The organism is Pseudomonas sp. P5_A12 (assembly GCF_056400685.1).
Genome location: NZ_JBFUKU010000011.1, coordinates 20,559 through 37,686 on the forward strand (window position 1 = coordinate 20,559; position 17,128 = coordinate 37,686).

12 protein-coding genes are annotated in these 17,128 nt (G+C 58.4%); 5 read left to right on the top strand and 7 right to left on the bottom strand.

The window, feature by feature from the left end:
• Positions 1 to 145: 145 nt before the first annotated feature.
• On the bottom strand, positions 146 to 1,609 hold the full coding sequence (locus AC1DSG_RS03175) for a glyceraldehyde-3-phosphate dehydrogenase (protein WP_007943658.1): 1,464 nt from the start codon (positions 1,607 to 1,609) through the stop codon (positions 146 to 148).
• 363 nt (positions 1,610 to 1,972) lie between these two features.
• Here AC1DSG_RS03175 and mfd point away from each other — a divergent pair, with 363 nt between their 5' ends.
• From mfd to AC1DSG_RS03190, 3 genes are read left to right on the top strand one after another with little or no spacing between them, the layout of a single operon-like run.
• Entirely contained in the window at positions 1,973 to 5,422 is a 3,450-nt protein-coding gene (mfd, locus tag AC1DSG_RS03180; protein ID WP_477789547.1) for a transcription-repair coupling factor, read from the top strand.
• A 10-nt stretch (positions 5,423 to 5,432) separates the two neighbouring features.
• Positions 5,433 to 5,999: a CsiV family protein gene (locus tag AC1DSG_RS03185; protein ID WP_477789548.1), complete on the top strand. Its 567-nt coding sequence runs from the start codon at positions 5,433 to 5,435 to the stop codon at positions 5,997 to 5,999.
• Between the two features lie 5 nt (positions 6,000 to 6,004).
• On the top strand, positions 6,005 to 8,698 hold the full coding sequence (locus tag AC1DSG_RS03190; RefSeq protein WP_477789549.1) for an SNF2-related protein: 2,694 nt from the start codon (positions 6,005 to 6,007) through the stop codon (positions 8,696 to 8,698).
• Positions 8,699 to 8,822: 124 nt separating this feature from the next.
• On the opposite strand, the gene AC1DSG_RS03195 is transcribed toward AC1DSG_RS03190, so the two are convergent.
• From AC1DSG_RS03195 to AC1DSG_RS03210, 4 genes are all read right to left on the bottom strand, one after another.
• Positions 8,823 to 12,104: a DEAD/DEAH box helicase gene (locus tag AC1DSG_RS03195; protein WP_477789550.1), complete on the bottom strand. Its 3,282-nt coding sequence runs from the start codon at positions 12,102 to 12,104 to the stop codon at positions 8,823 to 8,825.
• Positions 12,105 to 12,164: 60 nt separating this feature from the next.
• Positions 12,165 to 12,902: an S-methyl-5'-thioinosine phosphorylase gene (locus AC1DSG_RS03200; protein ID WP_477789551.1), complete on the bottom strand. Its 738-nt coding sequence runs from the start codon at positions 12,900 to 12,902 to the stop codon at positions 12,165 to 12,167.
• A 12-nt stretch (positions 12,903 to 12,914) separates the two neighbouring features.
• Entirely contained in the window at positions 12,915 to 13,925 is a 1,011-nt protein-coding gene (gene nagZ, locus AC1DSG_RS03205) for a beta-N-acetylhexosaminidase (RefSeq protein WP_477789552.1), read from the bottom strand.
• A 158-nt stretch (positions 13,926 to 14,083) separates the two neighbouring features.
• Positions 14,084 to 14,791: a TetR/AcrR family transcriptional regulator gene (locus AC1DSG_RS03210; protein WP_477789553.1), complete on the bottom strand. Its 708-nt coding sequence runs from the start codon at positions 14,789 to 14,791 to the stop codon at positions 14,084 to 14,086.
• Positions 14,792 to 15,020: 229 nt separating this feature from the next.
• Here AC1DSG_RS03210 and lexA point away from each other — a divergent pair, with 229 nt between their 5' ends.
• Positions 15,021 to 15,629 (top strand): transcriptional repressor LexA, encoded by a 609-nt coding sequence (lexA, locus tag AC1DSG_RS03215; protein ID WP_477789554.1) that lies wholly within the window; start codon positions 15,021 to 15,023, stop codon positions 15,627 to 15,629.
• Positions 15,630 to 15,639: 10 nt separating this feature from the next.
• On the top strand, positions 15,640 to 16,113 hold the full coding sequence (gene sulA / locus AC1DSG_RS03220; RefSeq protein WP_477789555.1) for an SOS-induced cell division inhibitor SulA: 474 nt from the start codon (positions 15,640 to 15,642) through the stop codon (positions 16,111 to 16,113).
• Positions 16,114 to 16,204: 91 nt separating this feature from the next.
• On the opposite strand, the gene AC1DSG_RS03225 is transcribed toward sulA, so the two are convergent.
• A complete protein-coding gene (locus AC1DSG_RS03225; RefSeq protein WP_477789556.1) occupies positions 16,205 to 16,438 on the bottom strand; it encodes a hypothetical protein in 234 nt (77 codons plus the stop codon).
• Positions 16,439 to 16,589: 151 nt separating this feature from the next.
• Positions 16,590 to 17,114: a DUF6586 family protein gene (locus AC1DSG_RS03230; protein WP_477789557.1), complete on the bottom strand. Its 525-nt coding sequence runs from the start codon at positions 17,112 to 17,114 to the stop codon at positions 16,590 to 16,592.
• Positions 17,115 to 17,128: the final 14 nt, after the last annotated feature.

Sequence of the window (17,128 nt, forward strand, 5' to 3'; positions counted from 1 at the left end):
ATGCAGCCCAGGACGCTCCGCGTCCTTGCCGAAGAGCGGACGCGGAGCGTCCATTGAGGCATTCCCACGCAGAGCATGGGAACGATCACCGCACAAAAAAAAACGCCCCGACCTGAGTCGGGGCGTTTTCATGTGTCGCTAACGCTTAGCGCGGGAAAGCTGGCGGGTTTACACCGGCCATGTCTTCCATCACGCGTACCACCTGGCAGCTGTAACCGAATTCGTTGTCGTACCAAACGTACAGAACAACGCGGTTGTCTTGGCTGATAGTTGCTTCAGCGTCCACAACGCCTGCGTGGCGCGAGCCAACGAAGTCGGTGGAAACCACTTCCTGCGAGTTGACGTAGTCGATTTGCTTATGCAGATCGGAGTGCAGCGCCATGTAGCGCAGGTACTCGTTCATCTCTTCGCGGGTGGCGGCTTTCTCAAGGTTCAGGTTGAGAATGGCCATCGACACGTTTGGCGTCGGAACGCGGATCGCGTTACCGGTCAACTTGCCGGCCAGCTCAGGCAGAGCCTTGGCAGCAGCAGTGGCAGCACCGGTCTCGGTGATAACCATGTTCAGCGCGGCGCTACGGCCACGGCGATCGCCTTTGTGGAAGTTGTCGATCAGGTTCTGGTCGTTGGTGTACGAGTGAACGGTTTCAACGTGACCATTAATGATGCCGAACTTGTCGTTCACAGCTTTCAGCACCGGCACGATGGCGTTGGTGGTGCAGGAAGCAGCAGAAACGATCTTGTCGTCAGCGGTGATTTCACCGTGGTTGATGCCGTGAACGATGTTCTTCAGCTTGCCTTTACCCGGCGCGGTCAGAACAACGCGGTCGATACCCGGGCAAGCCAGGTGTTGGCCCAGGCCATCGGCGTCACGCCATACACCGGTGTTGTCCACCAGCAGCGCGTCTTTGATGCCGTACTGGGTGTAATCCACCTCAGTCGGGTTTTTCGCGTAGATAACCTGGATCAGGTTGCCGTTGGCGGTGATGGTGCTGTTGGCTTCATCAATAGTGATGGTGCCATCGAACGGACCATGAACCGAGTCACGACGCAGCAGGCTTGCACGCTTGACCAGATCGTTTTCGGCGCCCTTGCGGACAACGATGGCGCGCAGACGCAGGCCGTCACCACCACCGGTTTTCTCGATCAGGATGCGCGCCAGCAGACGACCGATACGACCGAAGCCGTACAGGACAACGTCGGTGCCTTTGCGAGCGGCAACGTTCTGCTGACCAACCACATCAGCCAGTTCTTCACGGACGAACTGCTCGGCAGTACGACCTTTGCCTTCGGCCTTGAACTTGACCGCAAGCTTGCCCAGGTCTACCGAAGCGGCGCCGAGCTTGAGCTCGCTCATCGCTTTGAGCAGCGGGAATGTTTCGTGGACGGACAATTCAGTGTCATCGGACTGACGATGACGGGCAAAGCGGTGAGCTTTGAGAATCGCAATGACTGAACGGTTGATCAGGCTGCGGCCATAGATCGAGCTCACCACGTTGTTATTGCGGTAGAGCTGACCGATAAGCGGAATCATCGCTTCTGCGAGTGCTTCACGGTCGATCCATTCACCAAGACACTGGTCGGGCTTCTGAGTCACGGGAACCTTCCACATGTAGGGGCAGAAAAAAGGGGCTACATTATGCCGCCGACTCCCTCCCGTAGCAATGCGCGCTTGTCGTGCGATCCGTAACATTTTCCTGTTCAAAAAAATTACGCCCCGCTAAAGCCCAATAAAACCGGGGCTTGCAGCGCAGTCAATTTTTTGGAGACAACGCACCGTTGTCCGTAACCCTCCGTAACACTGATTGGTTTTGCCACTACATATTCAGCAATTTCCAGCAAAAAACCGGCGGATTTTGTCTTTACCACTACATTTCGCCAAACCTGCGTAATAGACACAGTCTGCAACTGACAGGCGGCACCCGGGACCGCTACAATTACCGACTTTGTCGCAACGCTTGGAGCTCAACCTTCCGTGCCCGTTCTGCGTCTACCGCTTCTCCCTGCCGCGGCAGGTAAACAGCACTGGGGCAACCTGCCCGGTGCCGCCCTCAGCCTGGCCATCGCCGAGGCTGCCAGCGCTGCCAAGCGCTTTACCCTGCTGCTGACCGCCGACAGCCAAAGTGCCGAACGGCTTGAGCAGGAGCTGAGTTTCTTCGCCCCGGATTTGCCCGTGTTGCACTTCCCGGACTGGGAAACCCTACCCTACGATCTGTTTTCGCCGCACCAGGACATTATTTCCCAGCGCATCGCCGCCCTTTACAGGCTGCCGGAGCTGAGTCACGGCGTTCTGGTGGTGCCGATCACCACGGCCCTGCATCGCCTGGCGCCGACCAAGTTCCTGCTGGGCAGCAGCCTGGTGCTGGACGTTGGCCAGAAGCTCGACGTCGAACAGATGCGCACCCGGCTCGAAGCCAGCGGCTATCGCTACGTCGACACGGTGTACGAGCACGGCGAATTCACCGTCCGTGGCTCGCTGATCGATCTATTCCCGATGGGCAGCAAACTGCCCTTCCGCATCGACCTGTTCGATGACGAAATCGAGACGCTGCGTACATTCGATCCGGAAAACCAGCGCTCCATCGACAAGGTCGACACCGTCCGCCTATTGCCTGCGCGTGAATTTCCGCTGCAAAAAGATGCGGTCACCCGTTTCAAGGCACGCTTTCGCGAGCGCTTTGATGTCGACTTCCGCCGCTGCCCGATCTTTCAGGATTTAAGCAGCGGGATTACCCCGGCCGGTATCGAGTACTACCTGCCGCTGTTCTTCGACGATACCTCCACGCTGTTCGATTACCTGCCGCAGGACACGCAAGTGTTTTCCCTGCCGGGCATCGAGCAGGCAGCGGAGAATTTCTGGAATGACGTGCGCAATCGTTATGAAGAGCGCCGCGTCGACCCGTCTCGTCCTCTGTTGCCGCCGTCAGAATTGTTCTTGCCCGTGGAAGATTGCTTTGCCCGCCTGAAGAGTTGGCCACGTGTGGTAGCCAGCCAACAGGACGTGGAAACCGGTGTCGGCCGCGAACGTTTCCCGGCGCGGGAATTGCCGAACCTAGCCATCGAAGCCAAGGCCACTCAGCCACTGGCGGCGCTGGCCGGCTTCCTCGACGAGTTCCCTGGGCGAGTGCTGTTCACCGCCGAGTCGGCGGGACGTCGCGAAGTGCTGCTGGAATTGCTCGAACGTCTGAAGCTGCGACCGAAAACCGTCGACAGCTGGCCAGACTTCGTGGCGAGCAAGGAGCGTTTGGCAATTACCATCGCTCCGCTCGACGAAGGCCTGGTACTCGACAATCCAGCCTTGGCGCTGGTGGCCGAAAGTCCGTTGTTCGGTCAACGCGTGATGCAGCGCCGTCGCCGTGAAAAACGCGCCGACGCCAACAACGATGCGGTCATCAAGAACCTCACCGAATTGCGCGAAGGCGCGCCGGTGGTGCACATCGATCACGGCGTCGGCCGCTACCTCGGGTTGGCGACACTGGAAATCGACGATCAAGCCGCCGAATTTCTCACGCTGCAATATGCAGAAGGCGCCAAGTTGTACGTGCCGGTGGCCAACCTGCACCTGATTGCGCGTTACACCGGCAGCGACGATGCCTTGGCCCCGCTACACCGTCTCGGTTCCGAAACCTGGCAAAAAGCCAAACGCAAAGCCGCCGAACAGGTGCGCGATGTCGCCGCAGAATTGCTCGACATTTATGCCCGTCGTGCCGCCCGAGAAGGCTATGCCTTCGAAGATCCAAAAGCTGACTACGCAACGTTCAGCGCCGGCTTCCCATTCGAAGAAACCCCGGACCAGCAAACCACCATCGATGCGGTACGCGCCGACATGCTCGCGCCGAAGCCGATGGACCGGCTGGTCTGCGGCGACGTCGGTTTCGGCAAGACCGAAGTAGCAATGCGCGCGGCCTTCATCGCTGTGCATGGCGGTCGTCAGGTGGCGATTCTGGTGCCGACCACCCTGCTCGCCCAGCAACACTACAACAGCTTCCGCGACCGCTTTGCCGACTGGCCGGTGACCGTGGAAGTGATGAGCCGCTTCAAGTCGACCAAGGAAGTGAACGCCGCCGTCGCCGACCTCGCCGAAGGCAAGATCGACATCGTGATCGGCACGCACAAGCTGCTGCAAGACGACGTGAAGATCAAAAACCTCGGGCTGGTGATCATCGACGAAGAACACCGGTTTGGTGTGCGTCAGAAAGAACAGCTCAAGGCGCTGCGCAGTGAAGTCGACATTCTCACCCTGACAGCCACGCCAATTCCGCGCACGCTGAACATGGCAGTGTCGGGCATGCGTGACCTGTCGATTATCGCCACCCCTCCGGCCCGTCGCCTGTCCGTGCGGACCTTTGTCATGGAGCAGAACAAGAGCACGGTCAAAGAGGCCCTGCTGCGTGAATTGCTGCGTGGCGGTCAGGTTTACTACCTGCACAACGACGTGAAAACCATCGAAAAATGCGCCGCCGACCTCGCCGAACTGGTGCCGGAAGCACGGATCGGCATTGGCCACGGGCAAATGCGCGAACGCGAACTCGAACAGGTGATGAGCGACTTCTACCACAAGCGCTTCAACGTGCTGATCGCCTCGACCATCATCGAGACCGGCATCGACGTGCCGAGCGCCAACACCATCATCATCGAGCGTGCCGACAAGTTCGGCCTGGCGCAGTTGCACCAGTTGCGTGGCCGTGTCGGTCGCAGTCACCACCAGGCTTACGCTTACCTGCTGACGCCGCCGCGCCAGCAAATCACCCCGGATGCGGAAAAGCGCCTGGAAGCGATCGCCAACACCCAGGACCTCGGCGCAGGCTTCGTGCTGGCCACCAACGACCTGGAAATTCGTGGCGCTGGCGAGCTGTTGGGCGATGGTCAAAGTGGGCAGATTCAGGCGGTTGGATTTACGCTGTACATGGAAATGCTCGAGCGCGCGGTGAAGTCGATCCGCAAGGGTGAGCAGCCGAACCTTGATCAGCCGCTGGGCGGTGGTCCGGAAGTCAACCTGCGCGTACCGGCGTTGATTCCCGAAGACTATTTGCCAGACGTTCATGCTCGATTGATTCTCTACAAACGCATCGCTTCGGCCACCGATGAGGACGGCCTTAAAGACCTGCAAGTAGAAATGATCGACCGTTTCGGCCTGTTGCCGGAGCCGACGAAGAACCTGGTGCGCATCACGGCGCTGAAATTGCAGGCCGAATTACTGGGCATCAAGAAAGTCGACGGCGGCCCGCAGGGTGGCCGAATCGAGTTTGCGGCACAGACGCCGGTCGACCCGCTGCCGCTGATCAAACTGATTCAGGGCCAGCCCAAACGCTACAAATTCGAAGGTGCCACGATGTTTAAATTCATGGTGCCGATGGAGCGTCCGGAAGAACGCTTTAATACTGTAGAGGCGCTGCTTGAGCTCCTTATCCCGAAAACTGCTTGAAGGACGCCGCATGCGCCTGTTTCGCTCATTGCCCCTGCTGTTAACGCTGATCGCACCCACGGCGTTTGCCGACGATGTGTATCAGATTGAAATGATTCTGGTCCGGCAAAACGCCGTGCCCGCCATCGTCAGCCGCGCCGCACCGGAAGACTGGGCCGCCGGCGCCCAGCCCATCAGCAAGGACAGCCTGCGTACACCGAGCCTGAATGGCGAAGTGGAAAAGCTGACCGCCAGCAACGAATACACTGTGTTGCTGCATAAGGCCTGGCAACAGAACCTCGGTGAAGAAACCAGCAAAGTGGCGATCAGCGATGGCACCGAGCAATTTGGCCAGTTCCCGATCGAGGGCACGTTAAGCATGAAATTGGGGCGCTTCACCGATGTCGACGCCGACTTCTGGGTCAACCAGATCGACGCCAACGGCATGGTCACCGCCAGCGAACGCCTCAAGCAAGAAAGCCACACCAAGAACGGCCAGCTGAACTTCCTCGACAACGGCCACCTCGGCCTGTTGATCAAGATTACCTCGCTCACCGCCCCTGCTCCTCGGCCAGTCCCCGAAGAAATTCCGGACTGATTGCTATGCCCCCGACCCTGAGCAAACCCCTGGCACCTTCCTGGGTCAGTCGATTCAAGGAGCAAAGCCTGGAGCGTGGCCGCCGCTACGCGCTGGAGAATCGCGTCAGGATCGTCGAGGTCGGTGACGCTACGATCTCCGCTGCGTGCGAAGGCTCGGGCGGTAATGTTTACCGTCAGACCATTCGCCTGCGTGAGTCGGCCAAAGCTACCTTGCTGATGGTCGACGCGACCTGCACCTGCCCGGTTCACAGCAACTGCAAACACTGCGCAGCGGTGTTGCTCAAAGTACAGGAAACGCTGGCCTACCCCGCCGCCGCGCAAGATGCCGACTTGCTGGAAAAACTTCAGGCCGTACTGGAGAACCGCGGCCCGAAAGCACCGCCGCAAGTGCTTGTGGATAACGTTCAACCGGTGCCGCGCCTGTGGCTGGCGAGTATCGAGTTCAGCGCCTTCGAGCCGCGTAATGGCAAGATGCAGCGCTATATTCAGCATCGTGCGGCACTGTCTTTCAGCTATCTGGACGAATACGTTTGCGGACAAAAGAACGCCGACATCCTGATCCGCCAGGAAACCCAGACGCTACGGATAAAACGCCACCCGGATGTCGAACAGACCTACAGGGAACAGTTACGCATCCTCGGCTTCAAGATTGCCACCCGACAAAGCAAAGCCTTGCCGGAAAGTGCCGGCGAACTCTACGAGATGGTCAATGACAGCGCTTGGCTGACCTTCACCCTCAATGAACTGCCGAAGTTGCGCACCCAAGGCTGGGAGTTGCAGATCGACGAAGACTTCGGTTTCGACCTGACCGCCGTGGACGACTGGTACGCCACCGTCGAGCAGGTGCCGGAGCGCGACTGGTTCGATCTGGAACTGGGGATCATCGTCAACGGCGAGCGCCTGAGTTTGCTGCCGATCCTGTTGAACCTGATGCGCTCGCACACTGAAATTCTCAATCCGGAACGCCTTGCCCGACGCCGCGACGACGAGCTGATTCTGGTGAACATCCCCAATCGTCCGAATTCCGAGTACGGCCCGCTGCAAGTCGCCCTGCCCTTCGGTCGCTTGAAGCCGGTACTGGCGACACTCGGCGAGTTTTATCTGCAAGAGCCCGGCGAAACCACGCTGCGTCTGAGCAAGGCCGACGCCACGCGTTTGAATCCGCTGGAAGACATGCCGCTGCTCTGGGAAGGCGGCGAGCAAATCCGCACCTTCGCCCAGCGCCTGCGCGACATCAAGGATTACACCGCAACCGCACCTGAAGGATTGAACGCGACCCTGCGCCCCTATCAGCTCGAAGGCTTGAGCTGGATGCAATCGTTGCGGCAACTGGAAGTCGGCGGAATTCTCGCGGACGACATGGGCCTGGGCAAAACCCTACAAACCCTGGCGCATGTTCTCACTGAGAAAACGGCTGGACGCCTCGATCGGCCGTGCATGGTGGTGATGCCCACCAGCCTGATTCCGAACTGGCTCGACGAAGCGGCGCACTTCACGCCGCAACTCAAAGTGCTGGCGCTTTACGGCGCCAGTCGCAAAAAACACTTCGATAATCTGGCCGACTACGACCTGATCCTGACCACCTAYGCGCTGCTGCCCAAGGATGTCGAACGCCTCGCCGCGCAGCCTTTGCATGTGCTGGTGCTGGATGAAGCGCAGTACATCAAAAACCCCAACAGCAAGGCGGCACAGGCAGCGCGCGAGCTGAATGCCCGTCAGCGTTTATGCCTCAGTGGTACGCCGCTGGAAAACCACTTGGGTGAGTTGTGGTCGCTGTTTCACTTCCTGCTGCCCGGCTGGCTTGGCGATGTGAAAAGCTTTAACCGCGATTACCGCGTGCCGATTGAAAAGCGCGCCAGTGAAATCAGACTTCAGCACCTCAACGGTCGGATCAAGCCATTTCTGCTGCGTAGAACCAAGGAACAGGTCGCGACGGAATTACCGCCGAAGACTGAAATCATTCACTGGGTCGAACTCAACGAAGCTCAGCGCGACGTGTACGAAACCATGCGCCTGGCAATGGACAAGAAAGTCCGCGACGAGATCACCCGCAAAGGCGTGGCGCGCAGCCAGATCATCATTCTTGAGGCGCTGCTGAAGCTGCGTCAGGTTTGTTGCGATTTGCGCCTGGTCAACGATGCCGTCCTGCCAACTCGCGGCAGCACTTCGGGCAAGCTCGACAGCTTGATGGAAATGCTTGAAGAGTTGTTCGAGGAGGGTCGACGGATTCTGTTGTTCTCGCAGTTCACGTCAATGTTGGCGCTCATCGAGGTCGAGCTAACGAAACGTGGCGTTGAGTATGCGCTGCTGACCGGGCAGACCCGTGACCGACGTGCACCAGTGAAAGAGTTTCAGAGCGGCAAGCGTCAGATTTTTCTGATCAGCTTGAAGGCCGGCGGTGTTGGTTTGAACCTGACCGAAGCGGATACAGTGATTCACTACGATCCATGGTGGAACCCGGCAACGGAGAATCAGGCGACTGACCGGGCCYATCGTATCGGTCAGGAGAAACCGGTGTTCGTCTACAAGATGATTGCCCGGGGCACAGTGGAAGAGAAGATCCAGCATCTGCAGAAAGAAAAATCCGACCTGGCCGCCGGCGTTCTGGATGGACGCAAGACGGGAGACTGGAAGTTGCAGAGCGATGATATTGAGGCGCTGTTTGCGCCGTTGCCGGACAAGCTGGAAAAGCGCTGAGATCCAGGATGCCTGACAGATTGCTATCGCGGGCAAGCCACGCTCCCACAGATTCAGTGATTTCCTGTGGGAGCGTGGCTTGCCCGCGATAGCGTCAACCCGGAATCACTGAACAGTCCGAATATCAATACTTCGGACCAGGCAGTGGCGCAAACAGCGCCTCAATTTCAGTCTGCTCAAGCTTCCATCCTCCGGTCGTTCCACCTTCAAGCACAGCACCCGCCAAAGCGGCCTTCTCCTGCTGCAAAGCCTGAATTTTCTCTTCCACCGTGCCCCGAGCAATCAGCTTGTAAACAAACACCGGTTTGTTTTGCCCAATCCTGTAGGCACGATCGGTCGCCTGATTCTCCACCGCCGGGTTCCACCATGGATCGAAATGGATCACCGTGTCCGCGGCTGTCAGGTTCAAACCTGTGCCGCCGGCCTTCAGGCTAATCAGAAACAGCGGCACTTTACCGCTCTGGAAGTCTTTGACCGGCGTGCGCCGATCCGTCGTATCACCGGTCAACAACGAGTAATCGAGACTACGCTGCTGCAACTCCTCCTCAATCAAGGCGAGCATCGAAGTAAACTGCGAAAACAGTAAAATCTTGCGGCCTTCACTTAGCAACTCTTCCAGCATCTCCATCAAGCTGACCAGTTTCCCACTGCCCGAACGAAGGGCCTTCGCCGTGAGCGGCGTTTTGATCAGGCGCARATCGCARCAMACCTGACGCAGCTTGAGTAACGCGTCAAGGATGATGATTTGACTGCGTCCAACGCCATTGCGGGCTATTTCGTCACGCACCTTCTTGTCCATCGCGACGCGAACGGTTTCATACACATCCCGCTGCCCATCGCTGAGATCAACCCAATGCACAATCTCGGTTTTTGGAGGTAATTCGGTTGCTACCTGGTCTTTCTTGCGACGTAGCAGAAAGGGTTTTATCCGGGCCGTCAGATGTTGCATCCGCTCACTGTTTGCGTGCTTCTCGATCGGCGTGCGGTAGTCACGATTGAAGGTTTTGCTGTCGCCCAGCCAACCCGGCAGTAAAAAGTGAAACTGGGACCACAGTTCGCCGAGGTGGTTTTCCATCGGTGTTCCGGACAGACACAAGCGCTGGCGGGCCTGTAGGTCGCGGGCTGCCTGAGCAGCTTTGCTGACAGGGTTCTTGATGTTCTGCGCCTCATCGAGAATCAGCACACTCCAGACTTGTGGCTGCAAAACCTCCAGATCCCGAGGCAGCAGCGCGTAGGTGGTCAACACCAAATCGTATTCCGCAAGACTGGAAAAATCTTTTTGCCGGGCTGAGCCATGCAGCGCCAGAACCTTCAATTGCGGGGTAAAGCGCGCCGCTTCGTCGAGCCAGTTCGGAATCAGGCTGGTTGGCATTACGGCCAGCGCCGGAAGTTCAAGTCGCCCAGCCTGCTTTTCCGTCAGCAAATGCGCCAGGGTTTGCAGGGTTTTCCCCAGCCCCATGTCGTCGCCCAGGATGCCGCCAACCTCTAACTCGCGAAGGGTTTGCATCCAGTTCAGGCCTTCGAGCTGATACGGTCGCAGTGTCACCTTGAGACCCACAGGCGCCGAGACTTGAACATGGGTCGACTCGCGCAATCGTTGCGCAAAACTGCGCAGTCGCTCGCCGCCTTGCCAGACCAGCGGAACACCTTCCAGCAAACTCAGGCGAGCGGCATCCGGAGCATTCAAGCGCAATGAATCGCCCTGATGCGATCCCAGATACAACTCGCCAAGGGTAGCCATCAACGGTTTGATCCGGCTGTAGGGCAGCGCGACTTTCACATGAGCCCTGGAACCGCCGAGCTCGATCAGCAGCTGATCGTCATCGTTACGCTGGGCCAGGGTTGCGGGGTCCATCAGCTGTGGCTGGCTGCACAGCAAATGCAGCAAGATCGGCAACAGGCTGTGGCGCTCACCGTTGACGACGATACCCAGTTGCAGATCAAACCACTGGTGCCCCGACTCTTCCTCGACCTCTGCGTACCATTGTTCTACCGCCTGTACATTGAAGTGAAAGCCCTTGCTGATATCGACCTGCCAATTTGCCGTGCGCAGCGACTCAATCCCCTCCTGCACAAAAGCGAGCCAGGCCGAATCATCCGGCAGAGTGAACATCTCGCCTGGACGATCAATGCTACTTTTACGCGTAGCCTTTTTAAAACCGTGTTTTTGCAGGGCCAGACGCAAGGCTTTTTCAGCGGCGGGCTGGCGCTGGATACGCTGGGTTTCAGTACCCGAAAGGATCAACACCTCCGGGTTCCGGTCCGACGCTGGATGTCCGTTGTAGGTGAACGCCAATGCCGCACGGTGCTCGATCTCATACTGCCAGTGCGTGTAACGCTTGCCGCTGGCGAGTGTCAGGTGAGCCTGAGGCAAAACATCGCTGAAAAACCGTTCGGTCAGCCTGTGCGGCGCAGCAACTTGAGTCGCCGCACTCATCCGATGGCTGAACTGCATCGCCTGACGTGCTGGAATATCAGGCGCCAATGATAAGTGACACGCCAGTTTTTCATCCAGCTCGCTGGACAGCACCCCGACCTGATGACGCTCGCGATCCAGATAATACAAAGGTTCCAGAGCCAGAATTGTTTCTACTGGCGCTTCGCCGCTGCCCCATTGAGGACGAAAACTGCCGTTGGATTGTTCAGCCCAGGCAAACTGACCTGTTCTCTTCATGCCTGACGTCAAAGGTTGTAGCTGCTCTAAATCGAGGAACAGCCGCGACGTTCTCAACAGCATCTCAAGAAGCTCGGCGCCACTGCTGCCTTGCAAGGGATAGCCGCCGTAATAGGCGTGATGGGAGTGGACGGCCACCAACAATCTAGCGATCCGAAGATCCAGTTCGGACAGATAGCCGGGTTGACGCATCAGCATATCCGACAATGAATACATCGACTTGATGTCTTGCAAGCGACCGTCTTTTAGTTGACGAGCCTTGTAGATCTCCAGCGTCCACTTCCCGAGAGCGGGCGTAGCCCTGAGTTTGTACACCAGGCGCGTACTCGTTCCTTGCGACGACTCATCGGTAGGCTTGCTCGAAGAAGGAATATCGTCGAGCCAGCGCTCCAATTCACGACTCAGGTGGACTTGGACGACGCTGTCGGACGTTTTAACGGAATGATCTTGCAGATGATAAATGACCGCAGCGCAATGCTTGCAATTGAAAATAACGGGGCAGGAGCACGTGCATTCGAGCCGCCTTCGCCCATTCGGATCTTCAACGAGAGCAATGACCTGCTCGTACTCGTGAGTCCCGGAGCCAATACACGTCGCGATGACCATCAGGTCTTCGATTTGATGGATCGTTACCCGATCCTCATCCGCGTATTCGCGAGCCTTGTTCTGAGCGCGATGACTGAACACCTCCGCCCAAGGTAGCGCATGAAGTTGCTCAACTAGTGTCGTCATGAAATCAACGCCGCTTAAAACCCATGTGAGACAACCAACATTGCATCTGGCCGCCGAAACTCAACCCGCCAACACCCGCGCCAACGTCGACTTCACTTTCCCCATCCCGTCATGCAACGCCTGCTCGATCTCAGCCATGGTAATCACCGTCGTCGACTTGCCCGCCGCCGGGTTCACCACCAGCGCCAGACACGCATAATCCAGTTCCAGTTCACGCGCCAGCGCCGCTTCCGGCATGCCGGTCATGCCGACGATGTCGCAGCCGTCACGCTCAAGGCGCGCGATTTCAGCGACGGTTTCCAGCCGAGGGCCCTGGGTGCAGGCGTACACGCCATGACTGCTATAACCCACGCCTTCAGCGGCCAGTGCCGCGATCAGCTGCTGACGCAGCGGCTCGCTGTAGGGATAGCTGAAGTCGATATGGGTGACGCGTTCCAGGTCATCGGCGAAATAGGTGTGTTCGCGACCGCTGGTGTAATCGATCAGTTGATGTGGCACGCAGAAATGCCCGGTGCCCATCGCCGTATGAATCCCGCCAACGGCATTGACGGCCAGAATCGCTTCCGCGCCGGCCTGCTTCAATGCCCAGAGGTTGGCGCGATAGTTCACCTGATGCGGCGGAAAACGGTGCGGATGACCGTGACGCGCGAGGAACAGCACTTCCTTGCCGGCGTATTCACCGATCTGCACTTCAGCCGAGGGTGCGCCGTAAGGCGTGTCCACAACCAGTGACTGACGAATGCTCAGTCCTTCGAGTTGAGTCAGGCCGGTGCCACCGATAATCGCGTAAACCGTCATGACTCAAAATCCTTATTCGATCAGTTGAGCGTCTTTGAGCGCGCCGACAGCTGCCAGCCAGCGTGGGTTTTGACGGTATTCGATATTGGCGTATGACTGGCCGCGCATCCGCGCGATTCGCTCGGACGGCTTGACCTTCAGGCGCTGGGCTGCGCTCAGCGCCAGTTCCGCAGCGGCGCGGTCGTTGCACACCAGGCCCATGTCGCAGCCGGCGGTCAGCGCGGCTTCGATACGGCTGGCGGCATCGCCGACCACATGAGCGCCGGCCATCGACAGGTCATCGCTGAAGATCACGCCATCGAATTGCAGCTCGCCGCGCAGGATGTCCTGCAACCAGCGGCGGGAGAAGCCGGCAGGTTGGGTGTCGACTTGCGGGTAAATAACGTGGGCCGGCATGACGGCGGCCAGTTGTTTGCTCAGCTTGGCGAACGGCACCAAGTCGTTGGCGCGGATTTCGTCGAGGCTGCGCTCGTCATTCGGGATGGCGACGTGGGAATCCGCCTCAGCCCAGCCATGACCGGGGAAATGTTTGCCGGTGGCGGCCATGCCGGCACTGTTCATGCCATGGATGAATGCACCGGCCAGCAGCGCTGCGCGCTCCGGATCACCTTCGAACGAACGGGTCCCGACAACAGCGCTGCGCTGGTAATCCAGATCCAGCACCGGGGCAAAACTGAGATCGAGACCGACGGCCAGCACTTCGGTGGCCATGATCCAGCCGCACTGCTCAGCCAGGTATTCGGCGTTCGGATTGTCGGCGATGGCGCGCATGGCAGGCAGTCGCACGAAGCCTTGGCGCAAACGCTGAACGCGACCGCCTTCCTGGTCCACCGCCAGCAACAAATCGGGACGAATAGCACGAATCGCGGCGCTCAACTCGCGCACCTGGCGCGGGTTTTCGATGTTGCGGGCAAAAATGATCAAGCCGCCCACTTCGGGCTGGCGCAACAATTGGCGATCTTCGGCCGTCAGCCAGGTACCGGCGACGTCCACCATCAACGAGCCTTGCAGGCCAGCAGTCATAGAGATTCCTTTAGAACGAGAAACCCGGCCCGCACGCACTCGCCGCCTTGGGCAATACCCGGCAGGTCGACGTTAGAAATGGGGGACGGGTTCAGAACGAGAGTCGGCATGGGCGGCTAGCTTAGCGGATGTCTGCTGCCGCGCCCACCCGTTCGCGGTTAAACCTTGGCGGCAGCCGAGGCGGTCTTGCTACGTGGACGCAGTTGCGCGCTGGCCATGTTCGTGTCGGTCACGCCGGTTTCAGCACGCATGCCCGCGGCCAGAAACGGCACCATCAAGCGCATCACCTGCTCAATGGAGGTGTTGACGCCGAAATCGGTCTCGGCAATCGCGCGCAGAGCCTTGATTCCCGACATGCTGAACGCCGCTGCACCCAGCATGAAGTGCACACGCCAGAACAACTCGATCGGCGGAATTCGCGGCGCGGCTTCGTTGACCAGCATCATGTAGCGGCGGAACACTTTGCCGTACATGTCTTCCAGATAACGACGCAAGTGGCCCTGGCTCTGACTGAATGCCAGGCCCAACAGACGCATAAAGATGGAAAGGTCATTGCCACTACGCGGCTGCACGACAAGGGCTTGCTCGACGAGGATTTCCAACAGCTCTTCAAGGGTCGGCTTGTTTTCAGGCTTGGCCTGACGGCGCTCCAACTCTTTATCGAGGCTAATGCAGAACGGCCCGAGAAAGCGCGAAAAGACGGCTTGAATCAATGCCTTCTTGGAGCCGAAATGATAGTTCACCGCCGCCAGATTCACACCGGCCTTGCTGGTGATCAGACGCAAGGAGGTTTCTGCGAAACCTTTTTCCGCGAACAACTGCTCGGCAGCATCGAGAATGCGTTCAACGGTTTCCGACTGGGCCATGGCTACTCCGCCTGACAAACACTTGTTTGAAACATACGTTTCAGCCTGTGTATTGTCAAGCTTGGCCGTTCGTTTTGGGAATGGTCGGTCAGCTATTTAACCACACAACGGCAAAGCTTCAAGCGGCGGACAGATCGACCGTCCGGCGGCCTGCAAAAAAAGGGGCATTGCCAAGATGCTTTCACTGTATATAATCCCAGTCACTGTATAAAAAGACAGAGCGATCAAAATGCTAAAGCTGACGCCACGCCAAGCAGAGATTCTGGCCTTCATCAAACGCTGCCTCGAAGACAACGGCTACCCGCCGACCCGCGCGGAAATCGCTCAGGAACTGGGTTTCAAGTCGCCCAACGCGGCGGAAGAACACCTGAAGGCACTGGCCCGCAAAGGTGCCATCGAGATGACCCCGGGCGCTTCCCGCGGCATTCGCATTCCAGGCTTCGAAGCCAAGGCCGACGAGTCCACCCTGCCGATCATTGGTCGAGTAGCTGCTGGCGCCCCGATCCTGGCCCAACAGCACATCGAAGAGTCCTGCAACATCAACCCTGCTTTCTTCCATCCGCGCGCCGACTATTTACTGCGTGTTCATGGCATGAGCATGAAGGACGTCGGTATTTTCGACGGAGACCTTCTGGCCGTGCACACCACGCGTGAAGTCCGTAACGGCCAGATCGTGGTCGCGCGAATCGGCGACGAAGTGACGGTCAAGCGCTTCAAGCGTGATGGCAGTAAAGTCTGGTTGATTGCCGAAAACCCTGAATTTGCCCCTATCGAAGTGAACCTGAAAGATCAGGAACTGGTGATTGAAGGCTTGAGCGTCGGCGTGATTCGCCGCTAAAGGAGGCTTTATGCAGTTCCCACACACACCACAGCAAGCCCAACTGCCGCTGTTCGAGGCGTTCATGGCGCAACCCCTGGCGCCGATTCTGAAAGACGTGGTCGAGTCGCCGTGGAGCGCCGAGCCCGAAGTCTTCAGTGAGCTGTCGCTACGTGGTGCAGCCGGGAACTGCCTGAACCTTCTCGCCCCCATCCTCAGGGAGCTGAGTCAGGACCAGGACGCACGCTGGCTTACGCTGATTGCTCCACCCGCGAGCTTGACCCAGGCGTGGTTACGGGACGCTGGCCTTAACCGCGAACGCATTCTGCTGCTGCAACCTCGCGGCACCCAGAGCGCCCAACAGTTGACCTGCGAAGCCTTGCGCCTGGGCCGCAGCCACACGGTGGTCAGCTGGCTGAACCCATTGAACACGACTTCACGGCAACAGCTGATCAGCGCCGCCCGAACCGGGGACGCACAGAGCTTGAATATTCGATTGGGCTAACTGAATAACAATGCGCGCATTGAACTGCGCAGGGCTTCTCCAAGGATAGAGAAGCCAACTTGTAGCGATTCTCGTAATCCGACGGACGGGATCAGTGAAGGACGCGAGAACCCTCATCTTTCTCAAATTCGCCTTCAACCAGGCGTCCTGCCATCTGAACGCCGACGCTCAACATCGCCTTGGCGACTTCCACGTACTGACCTTGCAGGAACGCTTTGGCATCCTCGGAGAAATCCAAAGTAACCAGAGAACCCTCGTCCTCGGCCCTGCGCAGCTCGATACGGCCGTCTGGTAACTCGACAATTTCTAGAAAGGACGTTGGCATAAAGGTGTGTTCTCCACGAAAGGCGGGGATTATATAGGCATCGGTCAGGCTTCGCTCGGCAACTTGACCAGATGTCACGCAAAGAAATATCTTTTTGCACTCATCCCTGAGCGGACACCCCGTCGGGGCATCCGTCCTGCCATTTAATCTTTCAGCACTCGTTTAATCCTTCGCGAAACCGGATCGCCAGCCCCTTGAGGTTTTGACGCCAGCTTTCCAGCTCTTCCCGGCTCAACTCTGCAGGCGCCTCTTCTTCATCCAGGTTAACGGCCAGGATCAGCGGCTGAGTTACATCGCCTTTAGGTTTGTGCGGGGCGCGGGGAGGTTGAAACAGCGCCGCATGGGCCGCCAACAGCCTGGCCAGCCAGGTTTCAGGGTTTTGCGCGAGTTCGACCATCTCAGCCATTTCAGGAATGGCAATGGCTTCGAGGATTTCGCGAGTCAGCAACAACTCAGCCCGAGGCGCATTGGCCTGAGGCAAGCGATAGAACCCGGCGATTTCATGGCACAGCCCCAGCAGGGCACCGTACAGGTGAAACAACGCCGATTCGCGACCCGCCTGGATCAGCGCCAGAGAGTTCATTGCCCGCCCCTCTTCGGCTCTGGCGAGCGCTTCCAGCGACAGGCCGGCGAAATAAATCTTCTGATTGGTACGGGTATAGAGTTCGTGGGCCATGACGGCAGCCTCCA

Coding starts and splice junctions, on each gene's coding strand:
- AC1DSG_RS03200 (WP_477789551.1), bottom strand. CDS start 12,902: ATGACGGTTTACGCGATTATCGGTGGCACCGGCCTGACTCAACTCGAA.
- nagZ (WP_477789552.1), bottom strand. CDS start 13,925: ATGACTGCTGGCCTGCAAGGCTCGTTGATGGTGGACGTCGCCGGTACC.
- lexA (WP_477789554.1), top strand. CDS start 15,021: ATGCTAAAGCTGACGCCACGCCAAGCAGAGATTCTGGCCTTCATCAAA.
- sulA (WP_477789555.1), top strand. CDS start 15,640: ATGCAGTTCCCACACACACCACAGCAAGCCCAACTGCCGCTGTTCGAG.
- AC1DSG_RS03230 (WP_477789557.1), bottom strand. CDS start 17,114: ATGGCCCACGAACTCTATACCCGTACCAATCAGAAGATTTATTTCGCC.
- AC1DSG_RS03175 (WP_007943658.1), bottom strand. CDS start 1,609: ATGTGGAAGGTTCCCGTGACTCAGAAGCCCGACCAGTGTCTTGGTGAA.
- AC1DSG_RS03225 (WP_477789556.1), bottom strand. CDS start 16,438: ATGCCAACGTCCTTTCTAGAAATTGTCGAGTTACCAGACGGCCGTATC.
- AC1DSG_RS03210 (WP_477789553.1), bottom strand. CDS start 14,791: ATGGCCCAGTCGGAAACCGTTGAACGCATTCTCGATGCTGCCGAGCAG.
- AC1DSG_RS03185 (WP_477789548.1), top strand. CDS start 5,433: ATGCGCCTGTTTCGCTCATTGCCCCTGCTGTTAACGCTGATCGCACCC.